The organism is Methylovorus glucosotrophus, assembly GCF_009858335.1.
Taxonomy (GTDB): Bacteria; Pseudomonadota; Gammaproteobacteria; order Burkholderiales; family Methylophilaceae; genus Methylovorus; species Methylovorus glucosotrophus.
The window spans coordinates 1,763,203-1,780,429 of the sequence record NZ_VMSE01000001.1 but is presented as its reverse complement, the minus strand read 5'-3'; the positions used below and the strand labels follow the sequence as shown (position 1 = coordinate 1,780,429).

The following is a 17,227-nucleotide window of genomic DNA, read 5'->3' as shown; positions in this document are numbered from 1 at the left end:
GCTTATGCATTTTTTCTGAATTACTTGCTTGGCCAATTCAATAGGGCCACATTCACCATGTTTGTTAACTCCTCCCGTGTCGCGCCATTAATCGCCTGGACTGACATTCCTTGATGCAGGGTAGCTAAATATTTCGCCAAAGCAGCAGGGTCCAGTTCCGGAGATAGATCACCTGCCTGTTGCGCTTGCTTGAATCGTTCACTGAGCAAGGTTTCATAATGCTGCCTGTATCGTATCAGCTGCTCTTTGATAATGTCTGCACCTTGTCCGCAAGACAATGCCCCCTGGACAATCATGCACCCCTTGGGGTGCTGGTCATTTGCCAGAAATCCCACGGTGTCGAATAAAAATCTCTCGGCGACCATGCGTGCCGTCGGTTCCTTTACAACTGCGCCAATAAATGCAGCGGGCCCTGATACATATTTATCCAGCGCTTGCCTGAACAATTCTTCCTTGTTGCCAAACGCAGCATACAAACTGGGTTTGTTGATGCCAAGTTCAGCTGTTAACTCTGCCATGGACGCGCCTTCGTATCCCCGTTTCCAGAAAACTTCCAACGCCTTTTCCAAGGCCTGGTCGTTATTAAAGAGTTTGGGACGACCACGCAATTTTTTTTCCTGTTCAGTCATTTTCTCAAGAGCAATGAAATTAATATATACCAATTGTTACAAAAAACTGTTGACATGGCAAATGTTGCTCATTAGTATTTATATACCAGTTGGTATTTTAATGTGAAATTTAACTGGCTGAAGTGGAAACAATCGCTATATCAGCTAAACATCGTACATAAGAAATCTTCATTTATCACTTAAGCTAAACAGGAGCCCTATTCATGAACAAATTACTAAAAACAGTTTTACTCTTTTCTGCTGCCATCTCCATCATTCCATCGGGTACGGCTTTTGCAGACGATAAATTGGAAACAGCGACTACAAAGTTTGTGGATGCCAATGGCGTCAAGTTCTCATACCGAACACTGGGGCCCAAAGCAGGCACTCCCCTGATATTCCTTCAGCACTTTACTGGCAACATGGATGCCTGGGACCCAGCCGTCGTGAATGCCCTGGCAAAAAACCGGCCAGTGGTGGTATTCAACAACAGAGGGGTAGGCTCAACTAACGGCGTTGTGGCCGATAACATTACGCAAATGACGACGGATGCTTATGCGTTTATTCAGGCACTGGGCTACAAGCAGGTGGACTTGTTGGGTTTTTCACTGGGCGGATTTATTGCGCAAGAACTCGCCGCACAGTATCCAGAACTGGTGCGTAAGGTAATCCTTGCCGGGACTACCTATCAAGGCGGCGGGAATAATTTGATGAAAGTGTTGGGCGAGGCTTTTTCAAGAGAAAACGCGCAGGACCCTCGTGACTATCTGTTCTTCTCGCAAAGCGATGCAGGCAAACAGGCGGCGGCTGCATTTTTATCGAGAGTTTATGCCAGACAAGCAGGGCGCGACCCAGAGAGTGGCAAGGAGATTGCAGATGCACATGGCAAAGCGTTAATTGTGTGGACTAGCACCCCCGACCCTGAATTCAAAACACTGAAAGCCATTCAGCAACCGGTCTTGGTGGTGACAGGCAGTAATGACACCATGCTGCCTACGGAGGGTTCCATTACCTTGTTTAAAGAGATTAAGAATGCTCAGCTGGTGCTATACCCAGATGCAAACCATGGTTCAATCTTTCAATACCACGATGCATTTGTAAACACTGCTGATTTCTTTCTGAGTCACTAAAATTAAACCGGCCACCTTCTTCGCAAGGTGGCCGGTTTTATCACTTTCGCAAAAGGCATCTTCTGGTTTTAATCAGCACGCGCCACTGCATGCCAACCGCGCTCATACTTGTTTTTTTGTTACCACTTGCGCGTAAGCATGAAGTGGAAAAATACCGCTTCATTACTCAGGGCCGAATTGCCAAAGGGTAATTCATCGTTGTTGTATTTGACGCGAATGCGGGCGTCGTATTCCACGCCTCCGGTAACTGTCCATTCTTCATTCCATTTGTAAGCAGCACCCACGGTGTAATGGTGCTCCAGAATGCCGGCGATGAATGGGGTGGTGTTGCCCCGTGGGATAGGATTGCGTCCGTAGTTGTAACCAGCGTAAAGCGTAGTACGTTCATTCAGTGTATACGCAGCGCCGGTGGCAATCACCCACTGGTTTTTCCAGTCCAGGGTGTTGGTTTGCGTAATGGTGGGCGCAAGCGGGCTATCCGGATGGGTGGCGCGCAATGTACTGGAGGTCAGGGCATCTGACCATTCTAGCCAGTTCAGCTTGACGGAGAGCAGCCAGTCATCATTGGGGCGAAACGCAGCGCCGACGGCAATTTCGCGTGGCAAGGCGAAGCCCTTGAAACTCACGTCGTGATAGGTGACGTAACCCGCGCCTGTGTTGAACTTCATTTCGCCATCGGTCATGGGTAATTCGGTTTTGCCGGTATAAGCCGCCGCCAGCACAATGCGCGGCGTCAGTTTATATTGCATGCCCAGCTTGAAGGTTGGCCGTATGGTACTGGCATCTTCAATTTTGATGCCATTGGTCGTATTGCCATACAGATTCTGCTCCAGACTGGCATAAACCAGACCAAAGCTGCCGCCCAGCGCCAGATCATCTGTCACCTGACAGCCCAGGCCACCGGTGAGCTTGGCAATGCCAAACAGTGCAGAGAATTTGTCTTCATTACCTGCGGGTGTCGTGATGTTTTTGAATACGCCGCCAGCGCCACCTTGAGCAAACATGCCTACACCTGCCGTACAGGGCAGACTTTCGAGCGACTGGGCATAGCCGCCGCCGCCCAGGCCGGTGTAGCGATTGGAGGCGTGTTCATCATTGCCCCATTGGTCTTCATGCCGCAAGTCGGTGGTGCGCAGCAGCGAGGCAAAGCCGTTGAACATGCGCCCCTGAATTTGCGCGAGGCCTGCCGGGTTGGTGTTGAGTGCGGAAGGATCGCGTGCCACGGCAACATCGGCTCCCCCCATCAAGGTGGATTCAGCGCCAAAGCCAATCAGGTTGAATCCATTGGTGGCATAGGCTGGCAGACTGCATGTCGCCAGAATGACCATGGCCGCTCGGCGACCCCCTGCAAATTGAGATGCTCCCATTTGTCTTCCCGTTGTTCCCGGTTTTCCCGGTGTTCGTGTAATTGATAGTTTGGCCGAAAACAAGGGCCTATAGTTATACAGTCGCGACGATTTTTTGTTTCCAGAGTAAAATAGTCAACTATGGAAACACCACGCTTAATCAATAGTTATCGCCCGTACTGGGCAAAACGCTTCGGTACTGCCCCTGTACTCCCCATGACCCGCGCTGAAATGGACGCCCGCGGCTGGGATAGTTGCGACATTATTCTGGTGACGGGCGATGCCTACATTGATCACCCGAGTTTCGGTATGGCACTGGTAGGACGTCTACTGGAAGCCCAAGGCTTCCGGGTGGGCATTATCGCCCAACCTGACTGGTTATCGGCCGATGCCTTCAAAACTTTAGGCAAGCCCAACCTGTATTTCGGCGTGACTGCGGGCAATATGGACTCCATGGTCAACCGCTACACGGCGGATCGCAAGATACGTTCAGATGACGCTTATACGCCCAATGCCGAGGCCGGCAAGCGTCCGGACCGGGCCGTGCTGGTCTATTCACAGCGCTGCCGCGAGGCCTATGCCGATGTGCCGCTGGTCATTGGCAGTATTGAGGCCAGCCTGCGCCGTATTGCGCATTACGATTACTGGTCCGACAAAGTGCGACGCTCCATCCTGGTGGATTCCAAGGCCGATATCCTGCTTTACGGCAATGCCGAACGCGCACTGGTTGAACTGAGCCACCGCATTGCGCGGGGCGACAAGATTGCCGATATTACCGATATTCGCGGCACGGCTTTCCTGCGCAAGCGTATCCCCGAAGGCTGGGATGAAATTGCATCCACCAATCTGGATCGCCCCGGCAAGGTCGATGTGCATGTGGACCCCTATGAAATGAAAATGGGTGCGGGCTCCAGTTGCGAAACCGACGACAAGATTGATGCCAAGCCCGCCTTGCCTGAAGGCGTGAGTGCCATCCAGATCGTGCGCAAACCCAAGGCTGACCGCAGCAAGCAGGTGGTGCGTTTGCCTGCCTATGAAGAGGTGATCAAGGACCCGGTTTTGTATGCCCATGCTTCGCGCGTGTTGCATCTGGAAGCCAACCCCGGCAATGCCCGTGCACTGGTGCAGCGCCATGGTGACCGTGAAGTCTGGCTCAATCCGCCGCCGATTCCGCTGACGACTAAAGAAATGGATTACGTTTACGACTTGCCCTACGCGCGCAAGCCGCACCCGGTGTATCAGGATGCCCGCATCCCGGCCTGGGAGATGATCCGCTTTTCGGTCAACATCATGCGTGGCTGCTTTGGCGGCTGTACCTTCTGTTCGATTACCGAGCATGAAGGCCGCATCATTCAGAGCCGTTCCGAGGAGTCCATCCTCAACGAGATTGTGGAAATCCGTGACAAGGTCGAAGGCTTTACCGGCATTATTTCCGATCTGGGTGGCCCCACTGCCAATATGTACCGCATGGCCTGCAAGAGCGAAAAAATCGAGCAGTCCTGCCGCAAGCTATCCTGTGTGTATCCCGGTATTTGCGAAAACCTCAATACGGATCACTCGGCGCTGATTCAGCTTTACCGCAAGGCCCGCAATATCAAGGGTGTGAAGAAAATCCTCGTCGGCTCCGGCCTGCGCTACGACCTGGCAGTGACATCCCCGGAGTACGTCAAGGAACTGGTGCAGCATCACGTGGGCGGTTATCTCAAGATTGCACCCGAGCACAGCGAAGAAAACGTGCTGTCCAAGATGATGAAGCCCGGCATGGGCGCCTATGACAAGTTCAAGGAAATGTTTGAACGCTTCTCCAAGGAAGCGGGCAAACAGCAATACCTGATCCCGTATTTCATTGCCGCCCATCCTGGTACCACGGATGAAGACATGCTGAATCTGGCCCTGTGGCTCAAAAAGTATGACTTCAAGCTGGATCAGGTGCAGACTTTTACCCCCACACCGATGGCGATGGCCACCGCCATGTACCATTCTGGCAAGAACCCGCTGCGCAAGGTCACGGCGGACAGTGAAGCCGTGCCTATCCCCAAGGCCGGTGGCGTGCGGCGCCTGCACAAAGCGTTTATCCGCTACCACGACCCCAACAACTGGCCGATGCTGCGTGAAGCCTTGAAGAAAATGGGTCGGGCAGACCTGATAGGAAATGGCAAGAAGCACCTGGTGCCTGCGTTCCAGCCTATCGTGCCTGCGGTCAACAAGTCGCGCCGCCCCGAGATGAACGGCCGTGCCCTGGTTGCCAAGAAAACCCCGGTCAAGAAAACCCCGTTCAAGCAAACGCCGTTCAAGCAAAAGCAGACCACGCGCTGATTCCCCCGGTGATTCAGGCCTGCGCCTGAATCACTGTGCGTGTCTTGCGCTGCCCTGCAAATGACCAAAGCAATGCAGGCTGCTCCCCAGGCCATATCAATGCGAGAATGGACACCTGTTTACCTCTGGTTCAGGTGTTTCATTATGTCGCTCACATCGTATTCCATTTCCCTCACTGCCAGATGGCTGCTTGGGCTAAGCCTGCTGGCTGGTGTTTCAGCCCAGGCGGCTGATCGCCCCTTGCTGTGGCAACTGCAGGCGCCAGGCGGCAAAGTGAGCTATCTGTTTGGCACCGTGCATACCGATGATGCCCGAGTGAATGATTTTGCCCCTGCCGTGTTAACGGCGCTGGGCGAGGTGGATGTCTTCATGATGGAAACCCTGCCGCCCAAGGATCAAGGCGTTTATCTCAATCCTGACCAGCAGTTTCAGGAGCTGTTGACTGCCAAGGAGCTGGAGCAGGTGAGGGCGCTGGCGGAAGTGCACGCCATAGGCAATATGGCCATGAAGATGAAACCCTGGCTGCTGGCGGTGGTGTTTGATCTGCCGCGGCCGCAGGGGCCTTATACCCAGGACATTCAGCTCTATGCCAAAGCCCGTGACCTGGGGCGCGATGTCAAAGGCCTGGAAACGTCGGAAGAGCACTTCGGCCTGCTGGACAGCCTGAGCCAGGACGAGCAGCTGGGCATGTTGCGAGCGGTATTAAAGCGCAGTCAGCGCGACAAGGAGCGTGATTACGAGATGCTGGTGAAAGCCTATCTGAAAGGCGATCCGGCCAGGATTGCTGACATTGATACGCGCATGACCGGCAATCTGCTGCCTCCGGCGCTGTGGGCCAAGCTGCGCGTCAAACTATTGGATGATAGAAATGATCTCATGGCGCCGCGCATTGATGCTGAAGCACGGGAAAAGTCGGTATTTGTGGCGGTCGGTGCGGCGCATCTGGCCGGCAAGCGCGGTTTGCTGGCTCAACTGCAACAGGCAGGTTACAAGCTGAAACGTCTCAAGTAGGGAATGCCCCTTAAGTCGAAATTAATTAGAAACCGTGGTTTCAGGCAGGCGCGTGGTTTCCTGCAGGGCAAGCTTACGGATATACGCGGCAAAATCTGGGTCTTCGCCATGCAGCAGGCGCGGCAGGGTGTTACGGAAGTCATCGCGCCGGCACCACTCGCGCATATAGTCATCCCACGAGCGCCAGCGCCGCAATTGCTTGCCGACCATCTTTTCCTCATATGCCAGCAGGTAGGCACGTTCAAATAGCGATACCAGGATTTCAAACAGCACCAGCTTGCGTTCGCGCTGCTCCTCGCTCAGCTCCTGGCTGGCACTCTGTGAGCGCAGCTTGAGGTCCGGATTCGCCATCACCAGCTTGAGAAAATCGGTATAGGCGTCGGACAGCTCCTGGTAGACCTCTTCCTCTTCGTTTTCGCGTTCCTTGCGCTGTTCCAGCACAAAGGAAAAGATCGCCAGCGGCAAGCCGAACACGGTAACAACGTAGCTCAGTAATTCCCAGGTTTCGAGTGACATGATGTTCTATCGATAGCGAAAGGTTGATCAGGCATCCATCAGCGCGTCATGGCGGCTCAGGAGACTGCCTTGAGGCCGATGATCGCGCCAATCAATAATACTAGAAACAACAGGCGCAGGGGGCTCAGCGGGTCGTTGAACACAACAATACCGATGATGACAGTGCCCAGCACGCCTATTCCCGTCCATACCGCATAGGCGGTTCCCAGCGGAATGTCGCGCGTGGCCTGCATCAGCAGCCAGAAGCTGATCCCGGCGCAGACGATAAAGCCTAGCGTCGGCCAAGGCTTGCTGAACGTATCAGAGAGCTTGAGGCAGGTAGTGAAGCCGATTTCAAACAGCCCCGCCAGTATGAGTAGTATCCAGGACATATGACCCCTTTGCCGGGTCGTCCCGAATAAAAAATGCAGCTCAGGGTCGTCCCCGAGTGGCGGATGGAAAGCGTGGATTATATAACGAGAGGCAAAGCGCCCGGCGATGGATCGCCAGGGTTAATCGTTTTCAGGAACGAATTTCTTGACTTCGGCTTCCAGCGTGTCGATGGCCTTGTCAAAATCCATCGACTTGTCGAAAAAGTATTCCACGCCCAAGGTTTGGGCTTCCTGACGGTAATGCGGATGGGCATGATTGGTCAGGATCATGTACTTGGGCCGCGGATAAGGGAAATCTTCGCGCTGCGTCATGCGGATCACCTCAAACCCATTGCCTTCAGCCAGCTCAATATCGACCAGTAAAAAGTCGAATGGGCGGTCTCGCAGGATTTTAAAGGCTTCGGACTGGGTGGCGGCGACCCCATCAAACACCAGGCCATCACATGATGACAAGGTCTCCATAATGGTTTCTCGCAACAAGGCCGAGTCTTCAATGAGCAAGACTCTCATATAGGGCTGCTGTGTAGAAAGTTGTGCATTGGTTACAGACATTGTTAATCCATACTGCTGGAAGGATTGTTTTCCATGGTTAAACTCGTGGCATGATAATGAAATATCCATATCGCTCCTATCCGCGCTTGTCCTACAAACGCTGACAAAATATCGATGTGATCGTGATTCCAGTTCATGTAATCAGGCCGTTCTTGATGGCGTAATACGTCAAATCTGCATTGGTTTTCAAGCTCATCTTCTCCAGAATCCGCGTGCGATAGGTGCTGACGGTTTTCACGCTGATGCAGAGCTCGTCTGCAATTTCGGTGGCACTCAGGCCGCCTGCAAGTTTGAAAAAGACCTGGAACTCGCGATCTGACAAGGTCTCGTGTAACTGCTTTTCCGTCGGATGACTCAGCTCATTGGTCATCAGCTCAGCCAGTTCGGATGAAATGTAGCGTTTGCCATTGGCAATCGCCCGAATCGCCGAGATGATTTCCTCAGGCTCTGCATCTTTTGATAAATAGCCCTTGCAGCCGTTCCGCATCAGGTTGAGTGCATACTGTTCTTCTGCATAGCCACTCAGTATCAACACGGGCAGGTCAGCATTGACATGCTTCAGGTCGTGCAAGGTATCCACCCCGTTTTTATCCGGCATGGAGATATCCATCACCACAACGTCGTAGGTATTGCTGCGCACCAGCTTGATCGCTTCGATGCCGGAGGCAGCTTCACCTGTTACCTCCAGATCCGACTCCAGTTCGATCAGATTGCGCAGGCCTTGCCGCACAATGCTGTGATCGTCCACCAATAATATTTTTTTCATGATTTTTTATGTCTGCTCTTAAGGGTAAGTTAATACGATCAGGAGCGGGCCAGCCAATCCGATAACTCATCGGCGTGCTCTTCCTCGGTCGCCAGAATGCTTTCCAGCAAGCGGCGTGTTGTCGGGTCTTTGTCGCCAATATAATGGATGAGTTCGTGATAGGTGTCGATAGCGATACGCTCGGCCACCAGGTTCTCCTTGATCATCTCGCGTAAATCGAGGCAGGGTACGTAGTCTGCATGACTGCGGCCTGCCAGACCATCGGGCGAAAAATCAGGCTCGCCACCGAGCTGCACGATACGTGCGGCAATCTGGTCGGCATGCTCCAGTTCTTCTTGCGCATGGACATTGAATTCCTTGGCAATGCCTTCGGAATTCAGGCCCTTGGCGGTAAAGTAATGGCGCTTGTAACGCAAGCTGCACACCAGTTCGGTGGCGAGTGCCGCATTCAGGTGGCGGATGACCTCTTCGCGGTTGGCTTCATAGCCGGCCGTCGCTGCACCATCTTCCACACTTTGGCGTGCGTTCTTGCGTATGGTGGCCATATCCAGTTTGAATAACTGATCGGCAGTTTGCAGATTCGTCACTTCGTCCATGATCTCTTTCCTTGTCTGTTAGCTGGCAATGTGGGCTGGCGGTATAGGCTTCAGTCTTCGGAATGCTGGCTGCCCAGCAGATAGCCAAGGGCGGCACCTGTACCAAAGACCACAGACAGGCTCAACAGGGTACGCTTGCGCACGATCTGCCTGGAGCGTGTTTCGCCGGTTTTAATAGCTTGCTGGACTTCGCCGCGCAAAGTGCTGCTCCAGTCGCTGAGCTTGGTGGACAGCTGATCTTTCAGCGTTTCCAGCTTTTCGCCAGGATCCTTGGATTCCAGCAAGTCTTTTACACTTTCCAGTAAAGCCAGAATTTCATCCTTGGATGCATTGGATTTATCCTGCAGCTTGTCTTTCAGTTTCGCCGTGGCAACTTTTGCTTCTTCGGCAATGTCGGTGACATTATCTTTGACATCTTCTGCAGTTGTTTCGAGTTTTTGTTGGATATCTTGTGTTTTGGATGTACTGAACATAATCGTTACCTTCTTTTAAAAAATTAATTGAAATAATTGATTACTTTGAGAAAAATCCTGTTAATAATGAAATAACAAAGATCACAAGAAAGATATAGAAGAGGATTTTTGCAATTTCGGCAGCCCCTGCAGCGATTCCACTGAACCCGAAGAGGGCTGCAATCAAGGCGATGACCAAAAACACGATAGAATAGTTGAGCATTGCGTTTTCCTTGCTTGGCTAAATAGTGCCTCCAGCTTAATGGCTTGGGCGTTTCCCCATGAGAGGGGATACTCTGAAACGCTTGTAAGAGAGCGCTGACAAATTCAAATATGACCTTAATGAAAAAAATCTGGACCCAGACGGAACGTGTGATTGAAAAGCTGGGTGGCCGCGTGGTGGCTACCCTGATCGCCGCAATGACACTGACCTTGCTGGCCGTGGTGATTGCCGATGGCTGGATCGTCTCGATCAGCCGCTTGGCGGAGGATATCTTTGTCATCCGCAACAATATTTCCACCTTGTCGGATTTGCGCTATCGCGCCACCGAAGCCGAAAGCGCCCAGCGTGGCTATTTGCTGACCAAAAAAGAAAACTACGCCACGACCTTCAACGAAGCGGTGACAGCTGCGCGGCTCGATATACGCAGGCTACGCGGGCTGGTGACGGAAGACAGCCGTCGCATGCCCGTCAATAATGAAAAAGACTGGCTGATGACGGTGAGCGGCACGCTAGAAGCAAAAGCGGCGGAAATGAAGCTGACCATGGCACTGGCGAATGCCAATCGCACAAAGGAAGCCAATAGCGTTGTGGACCTCGACCAGGGTGCGCAGGATATGCTCAAGCTGAATGGCTATATCACCACGCTGCTGAACCAGCAGAATGATGCGCTTAACAAGCTGGTGGTCAAGCGTCGCAGCAGTGTGCTCTATACCCGTATCGCGATTGTCGGTACGTCGCTGGTTCTGCTGGTGTTGGTGATACTGGTCATCCGGCAGTTGCTGAGTGAAATGTCCATGCGCGACAAGTTGCGCCAGCGCCTGGAAGAGGAAGTCCATACCTATGAAAGCCAGCTGAATTCACGTACCCAGTTGCTGCGGACCCTTGCCCTGGGCTATCAGTCGGACGTGGAACGCGAGCGCGAGAAACTCGCCCGTGAGTTGCACGATGAGCTGGGCTCGATTCTGACCGCGACCAAGATGGATATTTCCTGGGTGACGCGCAAAACCCGCGATACATTCCCGGATGTGGCAGACAAGCTCGCCAAAACCATGCGCTACATTGATCAGGGCATTCAGTTCAAGCGCCAGGTGGTGCAGGATCTGCATCCCTCCATGCTGGCAACATTTGGTTTCTGGGCAGCGTTGCGCTCGCTGATTTCCGATATGGCCGAGCGCAACCAATGGGAGCTCAACCTGGTATTGCCGGATGATAGTGTGAAGTTTGGCGATACCATAGGCCTGATTGTCTACCGCGTGGTGCAGGAAACCCTGAATAACGCCAGCAAATACGCCAAGGCGACCAAAGTCTCCATCCACTTGATGGCGGAGTTGTCCTTCGTCAAGCTGGAAATCGAAGACAATGGCGTCGGGGCGGATCTTAGCGTCAGTGGCGGCACCACTCATGGCCTGTCAGGCATGCGGCACCGCGTGATGGCGATTGGTGGCAATCTTGAAATCCAATCTTCCCCCGGTCATGGCATGCTGACCCGTGCCTTGGTCCCTCTGGATATCAATCAGGCCTAATCAGCCTTTCCATTTGCCTTGAATCGCGCACAGGCCCGCCAATCCGGCCTTTCCAGTTGTAGTCTTCATCTGACATCAATTACAGAATAGCGCTGACTGTTTGTCAGGTCGCGCATCCCGTAGCATGCCTCCAATGCCAGTAGAGCTCCTGCTGGCAAATTGTCTCCGGCTCGTTTCGATGCCGGACAAGAACAAGGAGAAATCATGAAAAAAATCCGCACATCCCATATCGCAACACTGGCGCTGATCGCTGGTGTAGGTTTTGGTAGTACCGCTGCATTTGCCTTTGGCACCGCAGACACCATAGACCAGACCCCTCTGGCCACCGAATTTCGCAACCTGGATACCAACAGCAATGACCTGCTGACACCAGCAGAAGCCTCCAAGGACAAGCTGTTCACCAAAAAACACTTCAAGGCAGCCGATGTGGATGGCGATGGAACGCTGGATCAAAAGGAATACTCTGAATACAAGTCGAAAGACCAGCAGAAGAATGCCAAGCGCGTTATCAACGACAGCGTGATCACCAGCAAGATCAAAGCCAACATCCTGAAGGATGAAGGTTTCAAGGGTCTGGAAATTTCCGTGGAAACACACAATGGCGTCGTGCAATTAAGCGGTTTTGTTGAAAACAAAGCCCAGATTGACCGCGCCAAGGAAATTGCTGCCGGTACCGAAGGTGTTAAATCCGTACACAACAGTCTGATTGTAAAGGGCTAAATCATGAACCTCTCTAGCATGCTGGGCGATATGATGACGACATTACGCGTAAAAACCAGCCTGCTGCGAGAGGCGGGTTTGCTCGGCCTCACCATAGGCGTGGCAACACGCCATGGTGTGGTGTACCTGAGCGGCAAGATTGCTTCCTATGGTGATATTGCCGAGGCGATGGCAATCGCGCGTGGCGTGGCGGGCGTGCGCTCGGTACAAAACGGCTGCCAACTCCGTCATGCTTGACGCACATTGCCATGCATCATGAATAGCATACGATTCGACATGAAACAGGTGAGAAAACACGAGCGGCTCATCAACATGGCCGCCCTCAGTGTCATCATTTTTGCTTTCAGTTCCAGCGTCATCATGGTGGGCTGGTTTATCAAACAACCTCACCTGAATGCGGAAGCTGCCTCCCCTGAAACACATCATGCTGTCGAGCTGCCTACCGAGCATACGCCTCAGGAAGCACCGGCAGAATTGCCACCCAGCACGGGTGTCATCCTCATCTGATAGACCATGGTCTGCAGGCATGAATGTTTGCAGATGCCATACTCCTTCGTTGTTCTTCTTCACCTTTTATTTCCCTTAAACCATCCAGATTACGCCTGTTAACGCAGCTGAACTCCGCTTGTGAGTTTCTCCCATATGCGCGTCGGAACTGACTGACACGACAATCAGCATGCTGCCGACTGCTGCTTGCATAAGCCTTGATTATCATGCCCTTACTTCGTTAACCCTCTGCGAAGGCCGCCCGGCAAGACCGGCGTCCTTCCTCAAGTTTGAACAGAAAGAGAGCTAATCATGGATGACTTGTCCGCCGAATTCACGATGTCAGATTACATTGCTGATAGCTTCACCCTCTCGCCCCCAGCCCGCATGCCGGACAATATTGCCAAAGCCCGTGAGCTGGAGCCTCCTGTCGTATTGACGCAGGATGAGCAGATTCGCAACACGGTCTTGCAACGCTTGTCTGCCGATCCGTATTTCAAGGGGTTTGATATTGAGGTGGAATCCAAGCGCTGCATCGTCGTATTGAAAGGCCAGCTCGGCAGCTACGACCAGATCGCCTGCGCTTATCGCCATGCGGTGACCGTGGAGGGCGTCAAGGCCGTATACAACGGGCTGGTCTGCAACTACCACTAACAACGATTAGTAGAGTGTTGTAGGTGTTTTCCTACGCTAATTCAGGAACTCGGCGGACGGACAGCAAGGGAACCAACTCCTACAATGCCATTACTGGTTTATCACTTGCACGGGCCAACAATCGCAACTTAACAATGGTTACTAAAGCGAGAGCCCGGCAAGCCATATTCACCACATGATTTCAGGGAGACGCATCATGAACCAACATCAGAATTTTCATCAGGGCCAATACCACTGGCTAGTGAACCTTGCCGCATCCAGTCTGATTCTTTTTGCCGTCGTGGGCAGCGTGTCCTTGTTTGCTCCCGAGATCAAGCAATCTGCCATCACACCGCATACCCAGGCCAATACCATCAGACAGGATGACTTTGATCGCAGCTACCTGCATCAAGCGAGCCCGGACAAGGAAATTCTCAACCTCAAGCCCAAGGCTGAAAACAATGCGTTTACGCGCGTGAGAAAAGTCACTGCCTGACAGGTCTGATGTTGAATTGCAAAAAGCGCCCTAGGGGCGCTTTTTTTATGGGCTGGCATCAAACATGCATGGCGTTAACAAACCTGTTGTAGGTTGAAGCCGACATCAAAAAGTGGCACTTGCCGACGGCTGAGCTCGCGCGGCACTTGTAGACTGAATGCATATTCATCAGCAATGGAAGGGAGTTTGTATGAACACAGCGTTTATGAAACATCTTCTCATGGCGGTGGCGCTCACAGGCATGGCCGCCAGTTTGCCTGCCATGGCCAGGCCCGACGATATCACGGAAAATCCCCAGATTGAGGCATTCAAAAAGCTGGATGTGAACAAGGATGGCGTGCTCAGCGTAAAAGAAGCGGGCAAGGATTCCCTGTTCAATACCACGCATTTTGCCAAGGCCGACCTCAACAAAAGCGGCACACTGGATCAGCAGGAATACATGGATTACAAATCTGCCGAACAAAACAAAGAGGTGGAACGTATCGCGGATGACAGCGTGATTACTGCCAGTATCAAGGCGGCGATCCTGAAAGAAGAGGGGTTCAAGGGCTTGCAGATCAGTGTGGAAACCCATCGTGGCGTGGTGCTACTCAGCGGTTTTGTGGATGCGCAGGCACAAGTGAGCACGGCCGAGCGCCTGGCCAGTGAAACCACAGGTGTGATATCCGTGAAGAATAGCCTGATCGTAAAACGCTAGCTTTCAAACGCAAGGCGTAAAAAAGCCGGGGGCATGCTCCGGCTTTTTTATTGCTTGTGTAGTTCGATGCTTATGGCTTCTCCGGCTGACGCGGATATATCAACTTGTCGGTGGCAAAGCCCAGGCTTTTGGCTTTTGCCAGCAGGGGCTCCAGTGTTTTTTGCGGGAGTTGCGGCGTGCGGGACAGTATCCAGAGATAAGACGTATCCGGCCCGCTGACCAGTACATGCTGATAGTCGGGATCCAGCACCAGAATGTTATAAGCCCCGTAAAATGGCCCGAAAAAAGACACTTTCAGCATGCCGGGGTAGCGCCCATCCGCATCCGCAGGTTTCAGAAAATAGGCTTTGCCTTCGGCTTCCTGCCATTTGGCCTTTTCCGGGTCATAGCCACGGTTGATCACCTTGATGCCGCCATCTTCACGCGGAGAGTAGTTGGCAGATACCTGCTCCAGGCCACGCTCGAAGCTGTGGTCGAGGCGGGCGATTTCATACCATTTTCCCAGATAACGTTGGGCGTCTACCTTGGTAACAGGTTCGGCGCCAGGTGGCACGCCCATACACGCGGTCAGCAGGCTGAGCAGTGCAATTACAAACAGTCTATGAAGCATGTCATGATTCCTCAGGTGAAGTTCCAGAGCGCGGCAGGCGCGCCAGAAAACGATCCAGCGAAGCGGCAAAGGCTTGCCTGTCCTGCTGGTTGAGTGTGGCAGGGCCCGAGAGTTCCACGCCGCTGCTACGCAGGGTTTCCATGAGATTGCGCATGCTGAGCCGCTCGTGGATATTGGCCTTGTCGTACATTTCACCGCGCGGGTTGAGCGCATGCCCATCCTTGGCGATCACCGCGGCCGCCAGCGGAATATCGGCCGTGATGACCAGATCGCCCGCTTCCAGCTTTTCTACAATTTCATTGTCCGCCACATCAAACCCGCCCGGCACCTGCATAGCTTGCAGATAGGGGGAGGGCGGCAAGCGCAGCAGCTTGTTGGCAACAAACACCGTGGGCAGGCGGCAGCGTTCCGCCGCCCGGTAAAGTATTTCCTTGATGACGACCGGGCAGGCGTCGGCGTCTACCCATATCTTCATCGGCCGCGGCCACCTCCGCCGCCACTGCCGTTACGTGGACCCTTGGGCATGTGGCGTGGGCCGGGCTTGGGGGCAAATATCGGTGTCTGCGGCAGGGCCTGATGACGGGCTGCTTCAGATAATGGCTTGCCCGCATCAGCAGTTGCCTGCGGTTTGCGGTTGCCTTGCACGGCAGCATTGGCGCCGTTAGCCTTGCCAGACTGCGGGCGGCGCTGACCTTGCGGCTGGGCGCCATTGCGTGCGCCATTCGCATTGGCCGCAGCCGGTTTGCCCTGGCGTGGCTGACCACCGGGACGGGCTGCATTTTCTCTTGGCTGGCGCGGTTGCGATGGTGAAGCTTGCGAATCACGCGGTTGGCTTTGGCGTGCTTGATTCTGGCGCGGCTGGCCCTGACGTGGTTGGCCTTGACGTGGGCGCGGAGCGCGTGGCTCGCGCTCTTCGCTGGCGGCCGATTTGTCTACCGGCGATGGTACAAAGCCTTCGACTTCCACACGTGGAATTTCGCGCTTGATCAGGCGTTCAATGCCTTTCAGCAGCTTGATTTCTTCTTCATCGACCAGCGATACCGCGGCGCCAGTAGCGCCCGCACGGCCAGTCCGGCCAATACGGTGCACATAATCTTCTGCCACATTCGGCAGCTCAAAATTCACTACTTGCGGCAGCTGGTCAATATCCAGTCCGCGCGCGGCAATGTCAGTCGCGACCAGTACTGGCAGGCTGCCATCCTTGAATTGCGCCAGTGCCTTGGTACGGGCAGACTGGCTCTTGTTGCCGTGAATGGCAGCGGCCGGGATGCCATCCTTGACCAGCTTGTCTGCCAGGCGGTTGGCGCCATGCTTGGTGCGGGTGAAAATCAGCACTTGCTGCCAGTTGTTCTGCTTGATCAGGTGGCTGACCATGTCGCGCTTGTGGCTCTGGCGCACCAGATGCACGGTTTGCTCCACCAGTTCAGACGCGGTATTGCGGCGTGCCACTTCCACAAAACCCGGGTTATGCAGCAGGCCATCGGCCAGCGCCTTGATTTCATCGGAGAAGGTGGCCGAAAATAGCAGGTTCTGCCGCTGTTTTGGCAGCAGGGCCAGCACACGCTTGATGTCGCGGATAAACCCCATGTCCAGCATGCGGTCAGCTTCGTCCAGCACCAGGATTTCCACCGCGGAAAGGTCCACGGTTTTCTGATTGGCGTGATCCAGCAAGCGGCCGGGGGTTGCTACCAGAATATCCAGCGGCTTTTTCAGTTGGGCAACCTGCGGATTGATTCCCACGCCGCCAAACATCACCATGGATTTCAGTGGCAGGTATTTGCCATAGGTTTGTACGGATTCTTCTACCTGGGCAGCCAGCTCGCGCGTGGGTGTCAGGATCAGGCAGCGAGGCTGTCCGGCCTTGTTCTTGCCGGGGCGGCCTTGCAGCAGATGCAGCAGCGGCAGGGTGAAACCGGCGGTTTTGCCGGTGCCGGTCTGGGCGCCAGCCAGCAGGTCTCCCCCGGTTAATACCTGGGGAATGGCCTGCAATTGAATGGGGGTGGGCGTGGTGTAGCCAGCATCGGCAATCGCACGCAAAATGGGTTCGGCAAGGCCGAGCTGGGCAAAGCCAGCGGCGTTTTCAACTACGGTAGACAAGATTAAAACTCCTGCAGCTGCCTATTGCTTTGTGAGCATACCAATTCAGGCAACGAGATGGGGTGGTGTGAGGGACGC

22 protein-coding genes are annotated in these 17,227 nt (G+C 53.8%); 10 read left to right on the top strand and 12 right to left on the bottom strand.

Annotated features, from left to right (window positions below):
* Positions 1–20: 20 nt before the first annotated feature.
* Positions 21–629: a TetR/AcrR family transcriptional regulator gene (locus tag FNL37_RS08320; RefSeq protein ID WP_159355794.1), complete on the bottom strand. Its 609-nt coding sequence runs from the start codon at positions 627–629 to the stop codon at positions 21–23.
* Positions 630–832: 203 nt separating this feature from the next.
* Between FNL37_RS08320 and FNL37_RS08315 the strand changes: the two genes are divergently transcribed.
* Complete coding sequence (locus FNL37_RS08315) at positions 833–1,738, top strand: alpha/beta fold hydrolase (RefSeq protein WP_159355793.1); 906 nt, start codon at positions 833–835, stop codon at positions 1,736–1,738.
* Between the two features lie 119 nt (positions 1,739–1,857).
* Here FNL37_RS08315 and FNL37_RS08310 read toward each other — a convergent pair whose 3' ends face one another.
* Positions 1,858–3,105 (bottom strand): OmpP1/FadL family transporter, encoded by a 1,248-nt coding sequence (locus tag FNL37_RS08310; protein WP_159355792.1) that lies wholly within the window; start codon positions 3,103–3,105, stop codon positions 1,858–1,860.
* A gap of 120 nt (positions 3,106–3,225) precedes the next feature.
* On the opposite strand from FNL37_RS08310, the gene FNL37_RS08300 reads away from it, so the two are divergent.
* The gene (locus FNL37_RS08300; protein WP_015829876.1) at positions 3,226–5,400 is read left to right on the top strand and encodes a YgiQ family radical SAM protein; all 2,175 of its coding nucleotides are present in this window, start codon (positions 3,226–3,228) and stop codon (positions 5,398–5,400) included.
* A gap of 144 nt (positions 5,401–5,544) precedes the next feature.
* Positions 5,545–6,411 carry a TraB/GumN family protein gene (locus FNL37_RS08295; protein WP_159355791.1) on the top strand — a complete coding sequence of 289 codons (867 nt, stop codon included), beginning with the start codon at positions 5,545–5,547 and terminating at the stop codon, positions 6,409–6,411.
* 21 nt (positions 6,412–6,432) lie between these two features.
* Here the strand turns inward: FNL37_RS08295 and FNL37_RS08290 are convergent, their stop codons facing one another.
* From FNL37_RS08290 to FNL37_RS08260, 7 genes are all read right to left on the bottom strand, one after another.
* Positions 6,433–6,927 (bottom strand): hypothetical protein, encoded by a 495-nt coding sequence (locus tag FNL37_RS08290; protein WP_211371952.1) that lies wholly within the window; start codon positions 6,925–6,927, stop codon positions 6,433–6,435.
* A 56-nt stretch (positions 6,928–6,983) separates the two neighbouring features.
* Positions 6,984–7,298 (bottom strand): DMT family transporter, encoded by a 315-nt coding sequence (locus FNL37_RS08285; protein WP_159355790.1) that lies wholly within the window; start codon positions 7,296–7,298, stop codon positions 6,984–6,986.
* Between the two features lie 120 nt (positions 7,299–7,418).
* The gene (locus FNL37_RS08280) at positions 7,419–7,808 is read right to left on the bottom strand and encodes a response regulator (RefSeq protein ID WP_041369984.1); all 390 of its coding nucleotides are present in this window, start codon (positions 7,806–7,808) and stop codon (positions 7,419–7,421) included.
* A 175-nt stretch (positions 7,809–7,983) separates the two neighbouring features.
* On the bottom strand, positions 7,984–8,616 hold the full coding sequence (locus tag FNL37_RS08275; RefSeq protein ID WP_013441966.1) for a response regulator: 633 nt from the start codon (positions 8,614–8,616) through the stop codon (positions 7,984–7,986).
* Positions 8,617–8,654: 38 nt separating this feature from the next.
* Complete coding sequence (locus FNL37_RS08270) at positions 8,655–9,212, bottom strand: ferritin-like domain-containing protein (protein ID WP_159355789.1); 558 nt, start codon at positions 9,210–9,212, stop codon at positions 8,655–8,657.
* A gap of 50 nt (positions 9,213–9,262) precedes the next feature.
* Positions 9,263–9,685: a hypothetical protein gene (locus tag FNL37_RS08265; RefSeq protein WP_013441968.1), complete on the bottom strand. Its 423-nt coding sequence runs from the start codon at positions 9,683–9,685 to the stop codon at positions 9,263–9,265.
* Positions 9,686–9,725: 40 nt separating this feature from the next.
* Complete coding sequence (locus FNL37_RS08260; protein ID WP_013441969.1) at positions 9,726–9,887, bottom strand: DUF1328 domain-containing protein; 162 nt, start codon at positions 9,885–9,887, stop codon at positions 9,726–9,728.
* Positions 9,888–10,006: 119 nt separating this feature from the next.
* Between FNL37_RS08260 and FNL37_RS08255 the strand changes: the two genes are divergently transcribed.
* The 7 genes from FNL37_RS08255 (at position 10,007) to FNL37_RS08225 (ending at position 14,442) form a co-directional block, all read left to right on the top strand.
* Positions 10,007–11,410: a sensor histidine kinase gene (locus FNL37_RS08255; RefSeq protein ID WP_244948233.1), complete on the top strand. Its 1,404-nt coding sequence runs from the start codon at positions 10,007–10,009 to the stop codon at positions 11,408–11,410.
* 204 nt (positions 11,411–11,614) lie between these two features.
* The gene (locus FNL37_RS08250; protein ID WP_013441971.1) at positions 11,615–12,130 is read left to right on the top strand and encodes a BON domain-containing protein; all 516 of its coding nucleotides are present in this window, start codon (positions 11,615–11,617) and stop codon (positions 12,128–12,130) included.
* 3 nt (positions 12,131–12,133) lie between these two features.
* Positions 12,134–12,367, top strand: coding sequence for a BON domain-containing protein (locus tag FNL37_RS08245; RefSeq protein WP_015829884.1), 234 nt, complete (start codon positions 12,134–12,136; stop codon positions 12,365–12,367).
* Positions 12,368–12,385: 18 nt separating this feature from the next.
* On the top strand, positions 12,386–12,637 hold the full coding sequence (locus FNL37_RS08240) for a hypothetical protein (RefSeq protein ID WP_159355787.1): 252 nt from the start codon (positions 12,386–12,388) through the stop codon (positions 12,635–12,637).
* A gap of 291 nt (positions 12,638–12,928) precedes the next feature.
* Positions 12,929–13,270, top strand: coding sequence for a BON domain-containing protein (locus tag FNL37_RS08235; RefSeq protein ID WP_015829886.1), 342 nt, complete (start codon positions 12,929–12,931; stop codon positions 13,268–13,270).
* A gap of 196 nt (positions 13,271–13,466) precedes the next feature.
* Complete coding sequence (locus FNL37_RS08230) at positions 13,467–13,745, top strand: hypothetical protein (protein ID WP_159355786.1); 279 nt, start codon at positions 13,467–13,469, stop codon at positions 13,743–13,745.
* Between the two features lie 190 nt (positions 13,746–13,935).
* Positions 13,936–14,442, top strand: a complete 507-nt coding sequence (locus tag FNL37_RS08225; RefSeq protein WP_159355785.1) for a BON domain-containing protein — start codon at positions 13,936–13,938, stop codon at positions 14,440–14,442.
* A gap of 70 nt (positions 14,443–14,512) precedes the next feature.
* On the opposite strand, the gene FNL37_RS08220 is transcribed toward FNL37_RS08225, so the two are convergent.
* Genes FNL37_RS08220 through FNL37_RS08210 form a run of 3 tightly spaced genes read right to left on the bottom strand, consistent with a single transcriptional unit; the run spans position 14,513 to position 17,149 of the window.
* The gene (locus FNL37_RS08220) at positions 14,513–15,052 is read right to left on the bottom strand and encodes a lipocalin family protein (protein ID WP_015829888.1); all 540 of its coding nucleotides are present in this window, start codon (positions 15,050–15,052) and stop codon (positions 14,513–14,515) included.
* A gap of 1 nt (position 15,053) precedes the next feature.
* Positions 15,054–15,527 (bottom strand): YaiI/YqxD family protein, encoded by a 474-nt coding sequence (locus FNL37_RS08215; protein WP_015829889.1) that lies wholly within the window; start codon positions 15,525–15,527, stop codon positions 15,054–15,056.
* Positions 15,524–17,149: a DEAD/DEAH box helicase gene (locus FNL37_RS08210; RefSeq protein WP_159355784.1), complete on the bottom strand. Its 1,626-nt coding sequence runs from the start codon at positions 17,147–17,149 to the stop codon at positions 15,524–15,526. The genes FNL37_RS08215 and FNL37_RS08210 overlap by 4 nt, the downstream gene beginning before the upstream one ends.
* Between the last annotated feature and the right edge of the window lie 78 nt (positions 17,150–17,227).

What these genes read in the sequence shown, in the direction of transcription:
- FNL37_RS08320 (WP_159355794.1), bottom strand. Translation starts at nt 629, where the DNA reads ATGACTGAACAGGAAAAAAAATTGCGTGGTCGTCCCAAACTCTTTAAT.
- FNL37_RS08315 (WP_159355793.1), top strand. Translation starts at nt 833, where the DNA reads ATGAACAAATTACTAAAAACAGTTTTACTCTTTTCTGCTGCCATCTCC.
- FNL37_RS08310 (WP_159355792.1), bottom strand. Translation starts at nt 3,105, where the DNA reads ATGGGAGCATCTCAATTTGCAGGGGGTCGCCGAGCGGCCATGGTCATT.
- FNL37_RS08300 (WP_015829876.1), top strand. Translation starts at nt 3,226, where the DNA reads ATGGAAACACCACGCTTAATCAATAGTTATCGCCCGTACTGGGCAAAA.
- FNL37_RS08295 (WP_159355791.1), top strand. Translation starts at nt 5,545, where the DNA reads ATGTCGCTCACATCGTATTCCATTTCCCTCACTGCCAGATGGCTGCTT.
- FNL37_RS08290 (WP_211371952.1), bottom strand. Translation starts at nt 6,927, where the DNA reads ATGTCACTCGAAACCTGGGAATTACTGAGCTACGTTGTTACCGTGTTC.
- FNL37_RS08285 (WP_159355790.1), bottom strand. Translation starts at nt 7,298, where the DNA reads ATGTCCTGGATACTACTCATACTGGCGGGGCTGTTTGAAATCGGCTTC.
- FNL37_RS08280 (WP_041369984.1), bottom strand. Translation starts at nt 7,808, where the DNA reads ATGAGAGTCTTGCTCATTGAAGACTCGGCCTTGTTGCGAGAAACCATT.
- FNL37_RS08275 (WP_013441966.1), bottom strand. Translation starts at nt 8,616, where the DNA reads ATGAAAAAAATATTATTGGTGGACGATCACAGCATTGTGCGGCAAGGC.
- FNL37_RS08270 (WP_159355789.1), bottom strand. Translation starts at nt 9,212, where the DNA reads ATGGACGAAGTGACGAATCTGCAAACTGCCGATCAGTTATTCAAACTG.
- FNL37_RS08265 (WP_013441968.1), bottom strand. Translation starts at nt 9,685, where the DNA reads ATGTTCAGTACATCCAAAACACAAGATATCCAACAAAAACTCGAAACA.
- FNL37_RS08260 (WP_013441969.1), bottom strand. Translation starts at nt 9,887, where the DNA reads ATGCTCAACTATTCTATCGTGTTTTTGGTCATCGCCTTGATTGCAGCC.
- FNL37_RS08255 (WP_244948233.1), top strand. Translation starts at nt 10,007, where the DNA reads ATGAAAAAAATCTGGACCCAGACGGAACGTGTGATTGAAAAGCTGGGT.
- FNL37_RS08250 (WP_013441971.1), top strand. Translation starts at nt 11,615, where the DNA reads ATGAAAAAAATCCGCACATCCCATATCGCAACACTGGCGCTGATCGCT.
- FNL37_RS08245 (WP_015829884.1), top strand. Translation starts at nt 12,134, where the DNA reads ATGAACCTCTCTAGCATGCTGGGCGATATGATGACGACATTACGCGTA.
- FNL37_RS08240 (WP_159355787.1), top strand. Translation starts at nt 12,386, where the DNA reads ATGAATAGCATACGATTCGACATGAAACAGGTGAGAAAACACGAGCGG.
- FNL37_RS08235 (WP_015829886.1), top strand. Translation starts at nt 12,929, where the DNA reads ATGGATGACTTGTCCGCCGAATTCACGATGTCAGATTACATTGCTGAT.
- FNL37_RS08230 (WP_159355786.1), top strand. Translation starts at nt 13,467, where the DNA reads ATGAACCAACATCAGAATTTTCATCAGGGCCAATACCACTGGCTAGTG.
- FNL37_RS08225 (WP_159355785.1), top strand. Translation starts at nt 13,936, where the DNA reads ATGAACACAGCGTTTATGAAACATCTTCTCATGGCGGTGGCGCTCACA.
- FNL37_RS08220 (WP_015829888.1), bottom strand. Translation starts at nt 15,052, where the DNA reads ATGCTTCATAGACTGTTTGTAATTGCACTGCTCAGCCTGCTGACCGCG.
- FNL37_RS08215 (WP_015829889.1), bottom strand. Translation starts at nt 15,527, where the DNA reads ATGAAGATATGGGTAGACGCCGACGCCTGCCCGGTCGTCATCAAGGAA.